General features: G+C 68.6%; 15 protein-coding genes. 9 read left to right on the top strand and 6 right to left on the bottom strand.

Translation table 11 applies throughout. The features are described from left to right. The first annotated feature begins 2 nt into the window (after positions 1 to 2). The 6 genes from QC818_RS14120 (at position 3) to QC818_RS14095 (ending at position 11273) form a co-directional block, all read left to right on the top strand. Entirely contained in the window at positions 3 to 461 is a 459-nt protein-coding gene (locus tag QC818_RS14120; protein ID WP_309653502.1) for a hypothetical protein, read from the top strand. Positions 462 to 479: 18 nt separating this feature from the next. Further along, entirely contained in the window at positions 480 to 797 is a 318-nt protein-coding gene (locus QC818_RS14115) for a hypothetical protein (RefSeq protein ID WP_309653501.1), read from the top strand. Positions 798 to 1065: 268 nt separating this feature from the next. After that, positions 1066 to 1779 (top strand): hypothetical protein, encoded by a 714-nt coding sequence (locus tag QC818_RS14110; protein ID WP_309653500.1) that lies wholly within the window; start codon positions 1066 to 1068, stop codon positions 1777 to 1779. Positions 1780 to 1929: 150 nt separating this feature from the next. Then, positions 1930 to 2439, top strand: coding sequence for a hypothetical protein (locus tag QC818_RS14105; RefSeq protein ID WP_309653499.1), 510 nt, complete (start codon positions 1930 to 1932; stop codon positions 2437 to 2439). Continuing rightward, positions 2439 to 3533, top strand: a complete 1095-nt coding sequence (locus QC818_RS14100; RefSeq protein ID WP_309653498.1) for a hypothetical protein — start codon at positions 2439 to 2441, stop codon at positions 3531 to 3533. Before QC818_RS14105 ends, QC818_RS14100 begins: the two co-directional genes overlap by 1 nt. A gap of 78 nt (positions 3534 to 3611) precedes the next feature. Beyond that, positions 3612 to 11273, top strand: a complete 7662-nt coding sequence (locus QC818_RS14095) for an LPD38 domain-containing protein (RefSeq protein WP_309653497.1) — start codon at positions 3612 to 3614, stop codon at positions 11271 to 11273. Here QC818_RS14095 and QC818_RS14090 read toward each other — a convergent pair whose 3' ends face one another. The 4 genes from QC818_RS14090 to QC818_RS14075 form a co-directional block, all read right to left on the bottom strand. After that, positions 11274 to 11501, bottom strand: coding sequence for a hypothetical protein (locus tag QC818_RS14090; RefSeq protein ID WP_309653496.1), 228 nt, complete (start codon positions 11499 to 11501; stop codon positions 11274 to 11276). It lies immediately after the preceding gene. Positions 11502 to 11543: 42 nt separating this feature from the next. Then, a complete protein-coding gene (locus QC818_RS14085) occupies positions 11544 to 12155 on the bottom strand; it encodes a hypothetical protein (protein WP_309653495.1) in 612 nt (203 codons plus the stop codon). A gap of 89 nt (positions 12156 to 12244) precedes the next feature. Further along, positions 12245 to 12547: a hypothetical protein gene (locus tag QC818_RS14080; RefSeq protein ID WP_309653494.1), complete on the bottom strand. Its 303-nt coding sequence runs from the start codon at positions 12545 to 12547 to the stop codon at positions 12245 to 12247. 3 nt (positions 12548 to 12550) lie between these two features. Then, positions 12551 to 13060 (bottom strand): hypothetical protein, encoded by a 510-nt coding sequence (locus QC818_RS14075; RefSeq protein WP_309653493.1) that lies wholly within the window; start codon positions 13058 to 13060, stop codon positions 12551 to 12553. A 311-nt stretch (positions 13061 to 13371) separates the two neighbouring features. Here QC818_RS14075 and QC818_RS14070 point away from each other — a divergent pair, with 311 nt between their 5' ends. Genes QC818_RS14070 through trpC form a run of 3 tightly spaced genes read left to right on the top strand, consistent with a single transcriptional unit; the run spans position 13372 to position 15830 of the window. Then, positions 13372 to 13953: an anthranilate synthase component II gene (locus tag QC818_RS14070; protein WP_309653492.1), complete on the top strand. Its 582-nt coding sequence runs from the start codon at positions 13372 to 13374 to the stop codon at positions 13951 to 13953. 30 nt (positions 13954 to 13983) lie between these two features. Then, positions 13984 to 15003 carry an anthranilate phosphoribosyltransferase gene (gene trpD, locus QC818_RS14065; RefSeq protein WP_309653491.1) on the top strand — a complete coding sequence of 340 codons (1020 nt, stop codon included), beginning with the start codon at positions 13984 to 13986 and terminating at the stop codon, positions 15001 to 15003. 20 nt (positions 15004 to 15023) lie between these two features. Then, positions 15024 to 15830: an indole-3-glycerol phosphate synthase TrpC gene (gene trpC, locus QC818_RS14060; protein WP_309653490.1), complete on the top strand. Its 807-nt coding sequence runs from the start codon at positions 15024 to 15026 to the stop codon at positions 15828 to 15830. A 78-nt stretch (positions 15831 to 15908) separates the two neighbouring features. Here the strand turns inward: trpC and QC818_RS14055 are convergent, their stop codons facing one another. Then, positions 15909 to 17726: a cation:proton antiporter gene (locus tag QC818_RS14055; RefSeq protein WP_309653489.1), complete on the bottom strand. Its 1818-nt coding sequence runs from the start codon at positions 17724 to 17726 to the stop codon at positions 15909 to 15911. A gap of 96 nt (positions 17727 to 17822) precedes the next feature. Beyond that, entirely contained in the window at positions 17823 to 18023 is a 201-nt protein-coding gene (locus QC818_RS14050; protein ID WP_309653488.1) for a DUF2905 domain-containing protein, read from the bottom strand. Positions 18024 to 18187: the final 164 nt, after the last annotated feature.

Here is an 18187-nt window from a genome sequence, read left to right as displayed (position 1 = left end):
ACATGGCAGCGAACGACACCGTTCAGGGCCAACTCAACGGCATCCTGAACAGCAATTCCAAGCTGATGAAGACCGCGGCTACGCAGGGCAAGCAGCAGGCGAATCAGCGCGGGCTTCTCAATTCCTCGATGGGTATCGGGGCGTCGCAGAACGCCATGATCAACAGCGCATTGCCCATTGCTCAACAGGATGCAGGCTATCAGCAGGAGCTGGGCAAGCTCAGCGCCACATCGGCATCCAATGCCTGGGGCGTGATGGCCAACAACATCACCGACATTGTCGCGCAGGGGATGGAAGGCATTGCCAACATCAACGCCAATCCCGACATCTCGCAGGCCGACAAGACGAAGATGATCGACCAGATCACCAGCATGCGCGACACCGACATCGAGTTCCAGAAAGGGCTGTATCAGAACATGTCCGGCTTCCTGCGCAACTCGGGCCTGTTCCCCAACTTGTAACCCTCGAGGAGACCGATCATGGACTGGATGAGCAGTGTGGGCGATGCCGTATCGGGTGGCTTCGACACCGTCGCCGGCTTCGCCACCGACGCCTTCAACTGGCTGAGCGAGAATCCCGAGGCTGCCAACATGCTTGGCGGTATTGCCGCAGGTGTGGGCCAGGCCTATCTGCAGAACGAACAAGCCAAGGATCAGCGCGCCTTCGCGCGCGACATGTACGAGCGCAAGCGCCGCGACCGCATGGCCAAGCCGGGGGAGGTCAATGGCTATGGCAGCCATCTGAACACCCTGGCCGGCAAGGGCCTGATCTCAAGCGGCATGATCTCGGGAGGCTGATATGGGCTGGGCAGACTCAGCCACCGGCGGCGGTTACGGCGGTGGCTCCAGTAGCAGCGGCGGCGGTGGCGGTTACAGCGGAGGCTTCGGTGGCCAAGTGGATACCGGCGGCGTCAGCACCGGCGGCGGTTCGTCTGGCGGCGGCCGTCTCGGTAGCGAGCTGGGCACCGTAGGCTCTGGGTCTGGCTATGGCAGTGGCCACGCCAGCACCGATGGATCGGGGGGCGGGGGTGCCAGTGCGCCCAGCACGCCTAGCACGCGAGCCGAGATGGCCACTCAGACGCGAGCCGAGACTCGGCGCAGCGAGCTTGACCAGGCCGCGAGCTTTGACTCCATCACCAGTGGTGCTATCGCGTCGTTCACCGGCGAGGTGGATGCCACACCGGCTGCCGGCTTCGCTGGCCAGGTCGATGCCCGGGCGATGAGCACCGCGCAGCAGACAGCGATGGCGCAGCAGAACATCGCGGAGCAAGCCAGACCCGGTATCGTGGGGCGCGTGGCGGCGATGGTGGCAGGTGTCGCCAATCCGGCCGCCGGTATGGCCGTAGATACAGTGGCGCGCGGCTACGATGCCGCGCAGGATGCCGAGGCCCACAACGCCGAGTTCGGCACCAATGTCGATACCGGCCTAGCATCCAATATCGGGCGTCAGGCCGTAGGCACGATAGGGGGCCTGGCAGGCAGCCGTGCCGGCGGGCTACTGGGCGGCCGACTGGGATCGGCCTTCGGGGCGCCCGGCGCCATTGCGGGAGCCTTGGGTGGCAGCGCCCTGGGCGGAAGCCTGGGCCGCTCGGTAGCCATGGACGGCTTCGATGGCTCGGGCAGCACACCCGGCACGGGTATGGGCGCGGAGGGCGATGCTACAATGGTGTCCGATGCCTCGACGCCGGGCGCGGTGCAAACACCCAGTGTGGCAACGCCGGCTTACGGCCCGGTGGACTTCGACGGCTACGCCAGTTACGCCGCAGCGTTCTATTCGTAACTCGCCGGGAGGCGACGACACATGGCAGGAATCCTTCAGCAAGGCATGGGCCAGCCCCAGGGCGGGCCGCAGCCGACCCCTTCGCCCCAGCCAGCGGGCGCCCCCTCACAGCCTTCCCATCAACCGCCCCAGAGCGGCGGCGATCCGCGCGTGGACATGGACCCCCAGCAGGGCGGCCAGCAGCGTGACCAGATCGCTAACGCCATGCTCGATGCCCTGTATGGGCCGATGCTCCCGCAGGTCAAGCGCATCCTCCAGCAGCAGCCCGACGCACCGCAAGACGCCATCGGCCGAGTGGTGGCCCAGCTGATGCTGACCACCTGGCAGGCGCTGAGCGACCAGGGTAGTACTGTGCCACCGGGCGTAATGATCCAGGCCGCCATGATCGCTGCCCAGTCGGTGGGCGAGATGGCCGTCAAGATGGGCCTGCTGCCCGAGCAGGGCAACGGCGAGCCCATCGAGGCCGGCTTCATGATCGCGCTTGGTCAGTTCGGCCAGGCCACGGCTCAGGACATGTCGCCGTCGCAGCGTGCACGCTTCCGGGAGCTGATCGAAGGCATGCGCGAGGCCAAGGGCCGCACCCAGCAGGGTGGCGGTCAGGCGCCCGCCCAGCGCCCACAACCACAGCAGGCCCCACGTGACCCGCAAGGAGGTGCGTGATGGCAGCAGGTATTCTCGCCGGGGCCCTGGCCGGCGCCGGCAAGGCGATGCAGTGGAACGCCCAGGGCCAGATCGAGGAAAAGCGGCAGCGCGCGCTGATGGCCCTTGAGCAAGACAACGCCAGGGAGATGGAAGGCATTCGTCACCAGAACACCCTGGAGCGTGACGAGGTGCAGCACGGGCAGCGCCTGGACGAGCTGGGTCAGCGCCACGACTACAACGTGGACGAACTGGGCGTGCGCCACGGCTACAGCATGGAGCAGGAGCGCTACCGCCAGGGCAACCAGAACGCCCGGCATTCCGCTAGCCTGGCTGAGGGCAGCAACGACTGGCAGCTGATCAAGACCGAGGGGGGCGGACTGGTGCAGTACAGCCCCAGCCGCAACGCCTCGCGCCCGGCCAACCTGCCCGAGGGTGCCCAGATCGGCGGCGGCATGAACGGCGAGCTGTCTGATCGTGACAAGTATCAGCTCGACGGTATCCAGGATCGCATCGAGGCCATCCGCTCCCAGGCCAGCGATGAGATGCGCGAGCTGACCGCCGAGGAGAAGGCTGAACTGGGCCGCCTGCAGGGGCAGTATGACGCCCTGCTGGGCGGCGGAAGTGGCCAGACCCCGCTTCAGCGGCTGATGGCGGGCGAGGGTGACGGCGCCGACAGTACACCGCCCCCGACGACTGCCGAGCCCGCGACCGAAGGCCAGGCGGCCGGCAGCCGGAGTGAAGCGCCCGCGGGGGATACAGCCCGCGGCATTATCGCTCGCCAGCGAGAGCAGCAGTCCAGCTTCCTCGAACAGCGTGACGTCAAGGCCGCCGCTGAGGAGGCCAAGGACGAGGCTGATGCCGTCATCGACGAGATCTACCGCGAGCGCACCGGGGGTTACAGCAGCCCGGTGATGCAGGACAGGTTCCTCGCTCAGAATGGCGGCACCGCAGAAGCCAGCCAAGAGACGATCGAACGCGCCCAGGCGGTCGCCGACCGACTCCTCGAGGTTAGCCGCAGCGAGCACGTATCCGAGGACCAGCGCCGGTGGATCGCCGAGCGCATCATGCAGCTGCAAGACCTGGGCGTACCCATCGAGCTGGACGACCAGTAATCACCCGCCGGGACGGGCTGGCTGAACCCCGCCAGACTGCGCCCGGTCCTACTACGCCTTGTCGGGAGACAACGCCAGATGGCCCTGATTGACGACATCCGCCGCCGTAACCCCTCTCTCCAGAACCGCAGCGACGAGGAGATCAAGTCGCTGATCCGTCCTTCACCCGAGTTTCAGTACTTCAGCGACGAGGAGTTCGACGCCTACGTCAGCGGCAACGATTCCGGCCAGCCCGGCGCCGGCCAGCCTGATCAGGGCGAGCCCGGTTTCATGGCGGGCCTGTCCGCCGGCATCGACCAGCTGCAGGGCATGGGTGGCGGACTGATGATGGCTGCCGGCGAGGCCACCGAGTCGCAAGGGCTGCTCGACGCCGGCCGCGAGGTCTACCAGCGCAACATGGACGAGGCCGCCGAGAACGATCTCGGCTATGGTTTCACCGACATTCGCGGCCCGGGCGATGCCTTCCGGTGGGCGCGCTACACCGCCGGCAACCTGCTGCCGATGATGGCCGCTTCCGTGGCCGGTGGCGGCGCGGGTGGCCTGGCGGCGCGCGGGCTGGCTGGAGCCGCCGCCAAGCAGGCAGCGGCTCGCATCGGGCAGGCGGCCGGTGCCGCCGGGGCATCGGTCGGCATGGAAACCGGCGCCCTGATGGGCGAGACGGAAGACCTCGATGTCTCGCTCGCCCACGGCGCCCTGGCGGGCTCGCTGGACGCCATCACGCCGGTGCGCCTGCTGCGCCGTGCCGGCGCCCATGAGCTGGCCGACAAGGCCGCCAACGAGATCAGCGACAGCGTGCTGCGCGATCTTCGGCGGCAAGCCGGCCGTTCTACCCTGGGCTCGGCCCGCTCTGGATCACTGACCAATTTGATCGGCGAGGCCTCCACCGAGGGGCTGCAGGGGCTCATTGGTCAGCACGCCAACTACTGGGTCGAGAACAACGGCGAGTCGCTTCTCGGCAACCTCTCCGAGGTAGACATGAAGGCGCTGGTAGACGAGGCCGCCGCCGGCGGACTGATGGGCGGCCTGGCCGGCGCCCCGGCAGGCCTCGGTGAGCGTCGGCAGGCGCGCACCCAGGTGTCTCGTATCGAGGCTGCCCGGCAGCAGGCCGAGGCTCAGGGCGGCGATGCTCTGGATCAGGCGATGGCCGGCCAGCAGGCGGAAACTGTCGCTCAGCAGGAAGAAGCCGAGCGACCCAGCGTGGACCCTCGGGCGGCTGCCGAAGTGGGCAATCGTGTCCAACTCGCCATGGGCGACCTGGACGACCTTCAGAGCATGGCCCGGGGGTCGAGCTACCAGGGACAGACCCGGCTGCGGAATATTTCGCGCATGATCGACCGTGCCGAGCAGGCCCTTGATGCCGGCAACATCGCCCAGGCCGAGCGCATGGTGAACCGCGCCGAGCAGATCGGCGCCAACCTGCGCGATGCCCTGCGCCGCGAGGGCACCGACGAGCGCCCGGCCCATCGCGAAGGCGAGCTGGTGGGCGAGGAAGAAGGGCGGCAAGGCCCGGCCGGCCTGCTCGGCCAGGACGGCCGCCGCCTGCCGGCAGGCGACCCAGAGACCATCTTCGCCGCCGGCCCCACCGCCGACACCACCCAGTACGACCCCCAGGCGCGCAACGTGCGCCGCGACGAGGGCCTGGCCGCGCAACGCCAGGGTGCCGAGCGCTTGCGCGAGCAGCAGGCCAATGCCCGCCCACAGATCGCCGACCAGGGCATCGTCTACGGCGACGGCCCGACGGCCGGCAACGCCAACACCGGGCTGGATCAGCCGTTCGCTGACCCGCGCTTCGCGCCGGATGCCGAAACGCAAGCCCAGGGCCAGCCCGACAGCCTGCGCGGCCAGCCGATCGACAGCGAGTGGACGGCCTTCGCCCCCGAGTCCGGCACCCGCGGCGTACCTCGCGCCGAGATGCCCCAGGTCAAGGCCGAGAACCGCGGCGCGCTGGCCAACTTCCTGTCCGCCCGCGGCATCCAGAGCCGTGAGGAGACCGTTCCCGCCGGTCAGCTCAAGCCCACCCAGGCCGAGTTCAGCGAGGCGCGCGTACAGGCCGCCAAGGACCGAGAGGGCGGTGACCGCGCCATCCTGATCTCGTCAGACGGCCATGTGGTGGACGGCCACCACCAGTGGATGGCCGCCGCCGACCAGGGCGAGAGTGTGCGGGCTATCCGGCTTGACGCCCCCATCGGCGAGGTGCTGGCCGAGGTCCGCGACCTGCCCAGCGCCGAGGCCGACGCCGGCAGCGCCCGACAGCAAACCCAGCCGCAAGACGACGGCCTGCAGCGCCGCACCAATGGCCAACCCTTTGCCTCTCGGCGCAGCGCGCTGGCCAGCGGCTACGCCCGCCGCGCCAAGCGCCAGGGCCGGCGGTATGACGCGGTGGAGGTGGATGGCGGCTTCGCGCTGCAGATCGAGGGCGATCAGGCCCAGGCCGGCCGCGAGCGCGACACCATGCTCGGCATCATGCGCGACATCGGCCGCGAGATGCCGGGCCGCGATTACAGTGTCGCCATCCAGCAGGGCAACGCCGGACAGCGCATGCGCTCCGCGCTGGGTGGCTCGCGCAACATCACCGAGGCCCGGCGCGCCATCGGCGTGACCAACAACGACCTGCGCGCCGCCTTCGAGGAGGGGCGCCAAGAGGCGGAGCAAGCCCAACAGCCCGAGGCCGAACCCCAGCCCACTCAGGATAAGTCATCGCCCGCCGAACCTGCCCGCCAGGCCGAGCCAGCAACCACTCAGCAGCAGGAGCAGCCCTCAGAAGCGCCCACCGAGAACGCGGATGCCCCGCCCTCGCCGGACAACGAGGGCGGGCAGGATACCCCACCTGAGCCGAATGCCGACGCCCAGGCTTCAGAGCCGCAGCCCCGTCGCCAGGCCGATCGGATCGACGACTTCGGCGAGCGCATCGAAGGCGCCCGCAAGGATCAGGTCAACCGGGTGGTGGCAGGCCTCGACACCGAGGTCACGGCCGACACCACGCTCGGCGAGGCCTTCCCGGCGCCCAACTACTCGAAGCTGATCGAGGAGGGCGTCGATCCTCGGGCCGCGGCCTTCGTGGCCGTGATGCGCAACGGCGTGCCGGCCAAGCCGCGCAAGGCATTCAAGCTCAAGCGCTGGATGCAGGATCTCGAGCAGGCGCAGACCCTGGCCCGGGACATCCTGTCCGGCGACATCGACTTCGAGCGCATGCTGGCCAAGGCCCAGGAGGGTGACGGCCGGTATCGCGCCGTGGAGGGCGCGCTGCACACCGCTGAGCTGATCGCCCCGTTCAAGCCCAGCCTGTACGCCAAGGCCGCGAAGTGGAAGGTCGAGGCCGGCGGTGGCTATTCGATCTTCAACGGCGAGCGGATCAGCCCCAACCAGACCGTCTACGAGCTGCGCGACGACCGCGGCCGGCACACCGGCGTGTGGTCCACCGACTTCGACACCATGCGCGAGAACGCGGCCAACGCCATCGCCAACGGCGTGATGAAGACGGAGGGCAAGCCGAAGAGCCGGCAGACCCAGATCGACGTCTATCGCGACACGCGCACCGGCGACCGCTTCCTGGCCTTCAAGGCCGGCAGCCGCGTCATCCGCCTGCGCGCCGGCTTCGGCTCCGTGGCCGAGGCCGTGGACTATCTCGAGACCAACCGCGACGCGCTGCAGCAGCAGATCGACGCCCTCCGCCGCGGGCCGCAGATGCGCCGCGACAGCAACCGGCCGCGGGGCGGCGAGGACCGTCGCGAGGGCGATGTCAGCCCCGAGCAGTTCAGTGAAGTGTTCGGCTTCCGAGGCGTGCAGTTCGGCAACTATGTCGAGGGCGCGCGCCGCCAGCAGGATCTGAACAGTGCCTATGATGCCCTGATGGATCTGGCGTCCGTGCTCGGCGTGCCGCCGCGCGCCATGTCACTGGATGGCACCCTCGGCCTGGCGTTCGGCGCCCGCGGCAAGGGCGGCCGTCGTGCCGCGCTGGCCCATTACGAGCCCGGGCAGGTGGTCATCAACCTGACCAAGAATGGCGGGCCGGGCAGCCTGGCTCACGAGTGGTTCCACGCCCTGGACAACTTCATCCCCGACGGCCAGGGCTCGCGGCGCTACCAGTCCGACCTGGTGACCGATGGCCCGGCCAGGGCAGAGCTAGCCGATCGCTGGCGGGAAATGCGCCAGGCGCTGAAGGACAGCGGCTTCGAGGCCCGCTCCCGCGAGCTTGACGCCCCGCGCTCCAAGCCCTATTTCGGCACGCCGATCGAGATGGCGGCCCGCGCCTTCGAGCGGCATGTTCGTGACCGACTGGATGCCGACGGCGTGCGCAACGACTACCTGGTCAACATCGACGATGAGGGTGGGGCCTATCCGACGGACGCCGAGATGGCGAGCATTGCGCCGGCCTTCGACCGATTGATCGGCACCATGGAGCACCGCAAGACGGGCCGCGGCGTCGAGCTCTACTCGCTCAACCCCAGCAGCGAGGCCCTGCGTCCGGCGCCACGCGCCGAGGACGTGGCCACCGCCATCAAAGCCCACCCCGAGCTGGCCGACGCGCGCGTCCTCCAGTCCGCCCAGGAACTGCCGCCGTCCGCCCTGGTCGGCATGGCGCTGCGCGACATCAACCCCGCCGACGTGCGCGGCATGTACATCGGCGGCGATCTCTACGTCATCGCCGACAACCTGGAATCGGCCCAGGAGGGCCTCGAGGTCGCCGTCCACGAGGCCGTGGGCCACAAGGGTATGCGAGCCGTGCTCGGCGAGGATCTCGAGCGAGTGATGCTCGACCTCTACCGCAGCCTGCCCAACAGCAAGGAAGGCCGGGCGGCGCTGGCCGAGGTGCGGCGCGACTACCCCTTCCTCGATCCGTCGAAGCGCGAGGACCGCGTCACCATCGGCGAGGAGATGGTCGCCCACCTGCTGGAGAAGGGCATCCGGCCCAAGGCCTGGCAGCGCGCCGTGGCCAAGATCCGCGAGTTGCTGCGTCGCGTCTTCCCCTCGATCGCATGGACCTATACCGACGTGCTGGCCCTGGGCGAACGCAGCCGGGACTACCTGCGCCGGCAGCAGGCCGAGCGTCAGGGCGAGGACATCCAGCTCTACAGCCTGCGCGGCAAGCAGCGCTCTCCGGTTTCCGAGCAGTTCGACGACCTGTCCGACGCGCAGCGCGCCTTCATGGCCAAGTTCGGGCCGCGCACGCCGCCCCAGAAGGCCGTGGACTGGGTGCGCGAGAAGTGGGATCGCGCCGGACTCAAGATCCGCCAGGGCATGGTGGATCGCGTGGCCGCGCTCAAGGAGATGGACGAGCGGCTCTACGGCGAGTCGGCCCTGGGCGAGAACATCCAGCGCTCGAGCTGGGTGCTGGCCCGCATGAGCAACGCCGCCAACGGCGCGCTGCACGCCATGCTGCACAACGGCCGCATCCGGCTCGACCCCAAGGAGAAGGTCATCCAGCTGCAGGACGACGGCTCGACCGGCCTAGGTTCGGTGCTGGGCCGCCTGGGCTCGGCCGCCGAGATTGAGCGCTTCATGATGTGGATCGCCGCCAACCGCTCGGACAAGCTCAAGGGCGAGGGCCGCGAGTTCCTGTTCAGCGAGGACGAGATTGCCGCCGGCAAGAAGCTCGACCAGGGGCGCCTCGAGGACGGCAGCGACCGGGCGGCTCGCTACCAGGAGGTGTTCCGCGACTTCCAGCAGTACCGCGACGACGTGCTGGCCGTGGCCGAACAGTCGGGCATCATCAGCGCCGACCAGCGGGCCATGTGGCGCGACGAGTTCTATGTGCCGTTCTACCGCCTCAGCGAGGAGAAGGGCGAGCCCACCGGGCAGATGGCCACCAGCGGGCTGTCCCGCCAGCAGGCCTACAAGCGCCTCAAAGGCGGTACGCAGAACATCAACGACCTGCTGCAGAACACCATGATGAATTTCCACCACCTGCTGGACGCCAGCCTTAAGAACCAGGCGGCGGTTCAGGCGGTGGAGAACGCCCAGCGCCTCGGCCTGGCCGAGCAGGTGCCGGAGACCGGCCGCGACACCAGCAAGTCCACCTTCGTGATGGAGGGTGGCAAGAAGGCCTACTACCAGATCGACGACCCGCTGGTGTTCGAGGCCCTGACCTCGCTGGCCCACCCGGGCATGAACTCGGCGATGATGAAGGTGATGCGCGGCTTCAAGCGCGTGTTCACCAACCTGACGACCACCACGCCGCAGTTCATGGTCGCCAACCTGATTCGCGACAGCCTGCAGGCGACGGCCACCAACGACGTCTCGAAGAACGCCTTCAAGAACGTGATCGGCGGCGCCCGCAGCTGGCAGGACGAGCGCACCCGGGCCCAAATGATGGCCAGCGGGGCGGCGTTCAACTTCGGCCACCTGTACCAGAACAACCCCGACGAGCTGCGCGCCCAGCTGACCCGCGACATGCGCAACGCCCAGATCGTGGACGGGCCCTACGCCATCCCCGACGTGCTGCGCCGCGGTTGGGCTTGGTGGAACGACGTCAACAACACGGCGGAGAACGTCAACCGGGCAGCGATCTATGCCCAGAACCGCGAGGGCGGCGAGCTGCGGGCGGCGTTCGAGTCACGCGATCTGATCGACTTCAGCGCCCACGGCGCCTGGCCGGCGGTGCGCATCCTGATCGACATCGTCCCGTTCCTGAACGCCCGCATCCAGGGTCTGGACAAGATCTACCGCTCAGGCTTCAAGCCGGGCGTGAACGTGCTGGGTGAGGTGTTCGGCAAGGGGCAGGCCAACACCACCGACAAGCAGGCCGCGGCCCGCTTCTGGACGGTGGCCGGCGCGCTGACCATGGCCACGGTGGCGCTCTACCTGCACAACCAGGACGACGAGGAATACCAGAAGCTCGAGGACTGGCAGAAGGATACCTACTGGTTCTTCCGCGCCGGCGACAACGCCTTCTTCATTCCCAAGCCGTTCGAGGTCGGCGCCATCGCCACCATGGCCGAGCGGGTGACGCAGCAGTTCGTGGATGACGAAGCCACTGGCAAGCTGTTCCGCCAGCGCATGATGCACATGATGACGGACACCTTCAGCTTCAGCCCGGTGCCGCAGATGATGCAGCCGGCTCTGGACGTCTATGCGAACTACGACGCCTTCACGGGCCGACCGATCGAGAGCATGGGCATGGACCGTCTGTCGCCCGAACTGCGTAAGCGCTCGAGCACGTCTAAGGCTGCAGAGTGGATCAGCGAGGGGCTCAATGCCACGGTCGGCGCCATCGGCAGCTCGGACACCAACCCGTTGGCCCTGTCCCCGGTGCAGGTCGATCACCTGATCGGCGGCTACCTGGGGCAGGTCGGCACATGGGTGGCCGGCATCGGTGACGTTGGCTGGCGGGCCGCGACGGGCAATGACGCGCCGGCAAGCCGCTGGCACGAGTTCCAGCCGGTGCGGCGCTTCTATCGTGATCTGGGCGAGGAGGACCGCTATACCCGCTATGGCACCGTCTTCTATGAGGGGCTGCGCGAGGCAGGCCGGGCCTACGCCGACGTCAAGGAGCTGCGCGAGATGGGGCGCCTGGCCGAGGCTGCCGAGGTGGCGGAATCGCGTCGCGACATGCTGGCCCTGCGCACGCCGCTCAACCGGGCCCAGCGCCGCCTAAACACCGTCAACAAGCGCATCGACATGATCCGGCGCTCGAACCTGGACGGCGAGATCAAACGGCAGCGCATCGACCGGTTGCGCGCGATCAAGAACCAGATCCAGCGGGCCCTGGGCGAGCGCGTGCTTGAGGCAAGAGCGGGGTGATCAGCGCCTGGCGGCAAGGACGCCGGCCAGGAACAGCGCGCCGAACAGCAGCACCGGCACGTTGACCGCCAGGGCGATGGCCAGGATGGCGCCTGGCAGCCCCAGGTAGCTGACCATCAGCCAGCCCTGGAGGTTCTGCCAGTCCTTCGGCATGCCGATCATGACCAGCAGGCCAAGCAGCGGCAGCATGAAGGCCAGGCCAATGATGGTTTCGGTGTCTGCGCCCATGCGCCCAGCGTAGCCGGGCACGAAAGGAGATGCGAGGGCCTGCTATTTCAGCCCCATCACGCGATAGGTGCGCTCCAGCTGAGCCTGTCGATCCGACGGCGTCACGTTGCCGAGCTCGTCGCACGAGATCCCTTCGGTAAGGGTGCTGACATACCGCCGCCGGGCGTCGCGCGAGGTGATGGCCAGGCCCGTGGCGTATGCGCAATCGGGCGCGCCTTCGGGGGCGATACCGGCCACGACCTCATAGCGTCCGGCATCGAACATATGCAGCACCTTGCGCCCGTTCACGAACTCGTAGCCCTGCGATGACTGGGGCGGCTTCATATAGGTCTGTCCGTCCACCCAGAGATAGCCGGCCTGAGCCACGCTGATCGTTCCTTCGAGCGATTGCCAGGCGGTCCAGTGGCTGTTGATCTGCCCGCTGCCGGAGTCCCATGCCGAGTACTCGGCGACGTCGCTGTTCGTCTCGACCCCAGAGAAAGAGTAGCCAGCCGGCTGATCCACTCTCTCGATCGGGAAGCCGGGCGCGATCACGGCCTGCTGCTGGTAGTCGTAATGGGGCGGCTCGTTCTGGCCGGGGAGGCTCGCGCAGCCGGCAAGCGCCGCCGCGGCGAAGAAAGTCGCGATGTGCTTCATGGTGTCATCCTTGGGCATGTTGCTCGCCCAAGGTAGCGCAGCCTCGCGGGGCGTGCGAGGGCCTGGCGATCTCCTTCCTTGGCTGCCATCAGCGTAGCCTGCTCTCCTCACATCGGCAGCCGCCGATGCACCTGCCCTGGGCGCCTGTTCTGATCCTTGGCCACTCGCCACGCCCCATCCGTCACATCCGTCCCGCGCAAGAGCATGTTCATCGTCGTGCCCGGCTGCCACACGTCTTGGCTCGAGTGATCGCTCAGCCGGATCCGGCCCGATACCAGGTGGCCACGCCATATGATGTGATACTCGATCAGGCTGCTGTGGGGCGGGGTGGCTCTCTTGATCCCGGTCCAGCCGTTCCGCTCGAGGCGCTTCCGCCACTGGGTGATGCGGAGGAGGGTGTAGTCATCCATCAGCTAGATCGGTCGGGTGCTGAAATTACCCCAGTCCGTATTGCGCCCAAACTCGAGGTAATCCTCACCATTAGGCCAGGAGACCGTGACGCTGCCGTTGTCAGCCATCCTGTTGGCTATCGCCAACGTCTCCCTCGGATCATGTGGAGCCTTGACCAGCAGCCTGCCTATCCTGTAGCCAGGCTCCTCATCGGTGCTGACCAGAAGCCAGTCGTCATCGACAGCCTTGAGTAGCCGATCCTGATTGTCCGTCCAGCGCACCCCATCCCTCGAGATGTCAAAGAAGATGGCCACAATGAACTGCGAGTAGTCCAGGTCGCCACCGGCGGCCCCGTTGTCGATCGGCTCATATTCGACGAAGCAGGGGAGGTCGCCAATCTTGATGTCGCATTGCTCTATCGCGCGACCAATATCCACTGGCGATGTGAACGAGGTGGCAAGCTGAGTTCCGCTGCTTGCCAGGCCTACAGCTATGATCAGGCAGCCAGTCGTCTTCTTGAGCCAGCCCCTCATCTCGTCTACCGATGAAAAATATCTTCTCGCCACGCTGTCCCTCCCTGCCCTGGTGGCCGTCTTGACAGTCTAAGCCCGTCACCACACTATAGCGGCCATGACCTCTATCTCCATGACCATCGCAAAGCAGTGGCGCCTCGCAATCTGACGGGGCGGCTTTCGTGTGTCTGAGCATCATGCCGCCCGCCGAGGCGGCATTTTTGTATCTGCCGGCTCGCAAGGGGTTGATTCGGGCATTGTGAGTAGGATTGTGAGTACGATCCGGGTGGTGGAGTCGCTGGACTGAATAGAATCAGGAGCTTAGGCCCGAAATGATCTTGATGATCGACAACTACGACAGCTTCACCTTCAACGTCGTGCAGTACCTGGGCGAGCTCGGCGCCGAGGTGCAGACGCACCGCAACGACGCCATCACCCTCGAGGAGATCGAGGCCCTCGCCCCCAGCCACCTGGTGATCTCCCCCGGGCCCTGCACGCCCAACGAGGCGGGAATCTCCATGGCGGCGATCCGCCGCTTCGCCGGCCGGCTGCCGATCCTCGGCATCTGCCTGGGGCACCAGGCCATCGGCCAGGTCTATGGCGGCGAGGTCGGCCGCGCGCCCCAGGTGATGCACGGCAAGACCTCGCGCATCCGCCATGCCGGCCGCGGCGTCTTTGCCGGACTCGACGAGCCGCTGGAGGTGACCCGCTATCACTCCCTGGTGGTGGCGCGCGAGGGCCTGCCGGACTGCCTGGAGGTCACCGCCTGGACCGACGAGGACGACGTCACCCCGGGCCTGATCATGGGCATGCGCCATCGCGAGCTGGACGTCGAGGGCGTCCAGTTCCATCCCGAGTCCATCCTCACGCGCCAGGGCCACGAGCTCCTGGCCAACTTTCTCGAGCGTCGCTGACACGTGCCACTGCCAAAGGAGAAGACGGCCATGCAGATGCGGGAAGCCCTCGGCGCGGTGATGCGCCACCAGGACCTGAGCTTCGACCAGACCCACGGGGTGATGACGGCGATCATGACCGGCGAGGCCACCGACGCCCAGGTGGCCGCCTTCCTGATGGGGATGGCCATGAAGGGCGAATCCGCCGAGGAGATCAGCGCCGCCGCCCAGGTGATGCGCGAGTTGATGACGCCGGTGAGGCTCGCCGCCGAGAACGTGGTCGACATCGTCGGCACCGGCGGCGACGGCGCCAACCTGTTCAATGTCTCCACCGCCTCGAGCTTCGTGGCGGCCGCCGCCGGGGCCCATGTGGCCAAGCACGGCAACCGCGGGGTCTCGTCCTCCTCGGGCAGCGCCGACCTGTTCGCGGTGGCCGGGATCGGCCTCGACCTGTCCCCGGAGCAGGTGGGGCGCTGCATCGACGAGGTGGGCGTGGGCTTCATGTTCGCCCCCAACCATCACCCCGCCATGCGCCACGCCATCGGGCCGCGCCGGGAGATGGGGGTGCGTACCCTGTTCAACATCCTGGGCCCGCTGACCAACCCGGCCGGGGCCCCCAACCAGCTGCTGGGCGTCTACCGGCCCTCCCTGGTGCCGCTGATGGCCGAGGTGCTCAAGCGGCTGGGCAGCCGGCACGTGCTGGTGGTCTACGCCGAGGACGGCCTCGACGAGATCTCGCTGGCCGCGCCCACCCGGGTGGCCGAGCTCAGGGATGGCGAGATCCGCGAGTACACCATCGCCCCCGAGGACTTCGGCATCGCCCGCCACGACCTGGACGCCCTCAAGGTCAAGACCGCCGAGGACAGCCTGCGGCTGGTGGAGCAGGCGCTGACCGGTGAGGGCCCCGCCGCCGACATCGTCGCCCTCAACGCGGGCGCGGCGCTCTACGCCTCCGGGGTCGCCGACAGCCTCAAGGAAGGGGTGGCCCTGGCCCAGGACGCCCAGGACTGCCGGCTGGCCCACGAGAAGCTCAAGGAGCTGGCCAACTTCACCCGCGTCTTCGCCCAGTGACGTCGCCCAGGAAGCCCGAGATGACCCGACCCCCCGACACTCCCACCATCCTGTCCCGCATCCTGGCCCGCAAGGATGCCGAGGTCGCCGAGCGCCGCCGCGCGGTGTCCGAGGCCGAGCTGCTGACCCTGGCCGGGCGCCAGTCGCTGCCGCGCGGCTTCGTGGCGGCCCTGGACGCGTGCATCCGCGGCGGCGATCCCGGCGTGATCGCCGAGATCAAGAAGGCCTCGCCGTCCAAGGGCGTGATCCGCGAGGACTTCCGCCCGGCGGAGATCGCCGCGGCCTATGCCGCCGGCGGGGCGGCCTGCCTGTCGGTGCTCACCGACGCCGACTTCTTCCAGGGCCACGAGGACTACCTGATCGCGGCCCGGGAGGCCTGCGCGTTGCCGGTGATCCGCAAGGACTTCATCGTGCACGGCTACCAGGTCAGCGAGGCGCGGGCCATCGGCGCCGACTGCATCCTGTTGATCGTCGCCGCCCTGGACGATGCCCGGCTGGCCGACCTGCATCGCCAGGCCACCGAGCTGGGCATGGACGTGCTGGTGGAGGTCCACGACGCCGCCGAGCTGGAACGGGCCCTGGCCCTGGATCTCGGCCTGGTGGGCATCAACAACCGGGACCTGCACACCTTCGAGACCCGGCTCGAGACCACCCTGGACCTGCTGCCGCGGATTCCCGCCGGCGTCACCGTGGTCACCGAGTCCGGCATCCATACCCGCGACGATGTCCTGCGCATGCGCGAGCACGACGTCCACGGCTTCCTGGTGGGCGAGGCCTTCATGCGCCGCGACGATCCCGGCGAGGCCCTGGCCGAGCTGTTCGCCTGAGCCCCGGCTGACGCCTTCCCGGGATGCCGGCGCCCCGACCACCCGAGGTGGTCGGGGCGCCGTCGCCAGGAGCGGGCCTCAGCCGGCCGGCGAGGGGTGCAGGGCCGGCGAGTCGGCGAAGATCAGGCTCACCAGGGTGTCGCCGCGCCGGGGCGAGAGGCCCCCCTCGGCGGTGGCCAGGCGCACCCGGCCGGACGGGCCGATGCACAGCAGCGGCAGCCAGTGCCCGCCGTGGGCGTGACGCTGCGCCTCCATGCGGGTCTTCTCGTCGAAGCGCAGGCCCTGCACCTCGCCGCCTTCGGCCACCAGCCGCGACAGCCGGGCGAAGGTCACGTCGCGTCCGAACAGCAGCGGCAGGTGGTCCAGGGCCTGGCCATGGGGCCGGTTGCCGCGCCGTCCCTCGTCCACCGCCAGGCGGAAGACCCGATCGCGGCCCAGCAGGTGCTCGAAGTGCAGCGCGGCCAGGTCGTTGAGCTCGCGATAGGGCGACAGCGGCATCAGGTAGCCGATGCCGCTGAGTTCCAGGTGCTGGGCGGCATGCTCGGAGAGCGGGTCGCCGTAGTAGGTGGAGAGCCCCGCCCGCTTGGCGAGCTGGATGGCGTCCCAGCTGCTGTCGGCCAGCACCACGCTCACGCCCGCCGCCTTGAGCGCCCCGCCCACCTGGCGGGCGACCGGGTTGGCGCCGATGATCAGCACGCCGTCGGGAGAGGGACGCTGCACGCCCAGCCAGCGGGCCAGCGGGCGCGACAGCAGGCTCTGGCTGACCACGGTGCTGATGATCACCAGGAAGGTGACCGGGACCAGCAGCTCGGCGCCGGGCAGCCCGGCCTCCTCGAGGCGCAGGGCGAACAGCGAGGCCACCGCGGCGGCGACGATACCGCGGGGCGAGATAAAGGCCAGCAGGGCCTTCTCCCGCCGGCCGAGGCCGCTGTTCAGGGTGCACAGCCAGACGGTCAGCGGCCGGGCGACGCCCACCAGCACCGCCAGGAAGCCCCAGGCCGGCCAGCCCAGCAGGGCCAGCTGGTCCACGGTGAGCCGGGCGGCCAGTAGGATGAACAGCCCCGAGATCAGCAGCACCGAGAGGGTTTCCTTGAACTCGATGATCGGCCGGGTCGGTACCCCGCGCATGTTGGCCATCCACACCCCCATCACCGTCACGGTGAGCAGCCCCGACTCGTGGAACAGCAGGTTGGAGGCCGTGAACAGCATCAGCATCAGCATCAGGGTGCCGAAGCTGTGCAGCTGGCGCGGCAGCCAGTGGCGGCGCAGCACCAGGCCCCAGCAGTAGCCGCCGAGGCTGCCCAGGCCGAAGCCGATCAGCGCCATCTGGGCGAACAGCATCAGCGTCTGGGTGGCCGCCTCGCTGCCCGAGCCCAGGGCCACGAACTCGTAGACCAGCACCGCGCCGATGGCGCCCATGGGGTCGATCAGGATGCCCTCCCAGCGCAGGATCTGGGTCAGGTGCTCCCGGGCCCGCAGGGTCTGCAGCATGGGCAGGATCACCGTCGGCCCGGTGACCACCAGCAGGGCGCCCAGCACGCTGGCCATCTCCCAGCTGAGGTCGAGCAGCAGGCGCGCCGCCACGGTGCCGATCAGCCCGGTGATCAGCGCGCCCCAGGTCACCAGCCGGCGCACGGTGCGGCCGTGGCCGCCGAGCTCGCGGAAGCTCAGCGTCAGGCTGCCCTCGAAGAGGATCACCGCCACCGCCAGGGAGACCAGCGGAAACAGCAGCTCGCCGAACAGGGCGTCGGGATCGAGCAGTCCGGTGACCGGTCCCGCCGCGATGCCGGCCACCAGCAGCATGAGGATCGCCGGCAGCTTCAACTGCCAGGCGAGCCATTGGCAGATCAGCGCCAGCAGGCCGATCGTGGCCAGGGAGAGGCCGGCATGCTCCATCGTCGTACGCGCTCCATCGGATGAAAGGGCGCGCAGCCTAGCGTCGCCGGGCGCGACATGCAATCGATCGACGCGATGAATCGCGGCGATAACGCGTCAACGTCGGAGTATCCACAGCAGCAGCGTCAGCACGGCGCTGATCAGCAGCATGCTGGTGAGCGGGAAGTAGAAGGTGGTGTGGCCGCGGCGGATCAGGATGTCCCCCGGCAGGTGCCCCAGGGGCAGCTTGCCGAGCCAGGGCCACAGGGCCCCGGCGGCGACCAGCAGCAGGCCGATCAGGATCAGGGTGCGGTTCATGGGCTCGCCGTCATGCGTCGCGGTCCAGGGGGCGCGCCCACCGGCGCGCCGGTGGGCGCGGGATCAGCCGGCCCGCCTGAGCGCCTCCAGCAGGCCCTGCAGGGGGTGCGCCAGGGTCGTGTCCGACAGCCGTCTGGCCTGGCTGCGGCAGGAGTAGCCGGTGG

It is taken from the genome of Halomonas koreensis, from assembly GCF_031451675.1.
In the GTDB taxonomy this organism is placed as follows: Bacteria; Pseudomonadota; Gammaproteobacteria; order Pseudomonadales; family Halomonadaceae; genus Halomonas; species Halomonas koreensis.
Note: the sequence above shows the minus strand (reverse complement) of the source record. Positions and strands in the feature narration are given on the sequence as shown.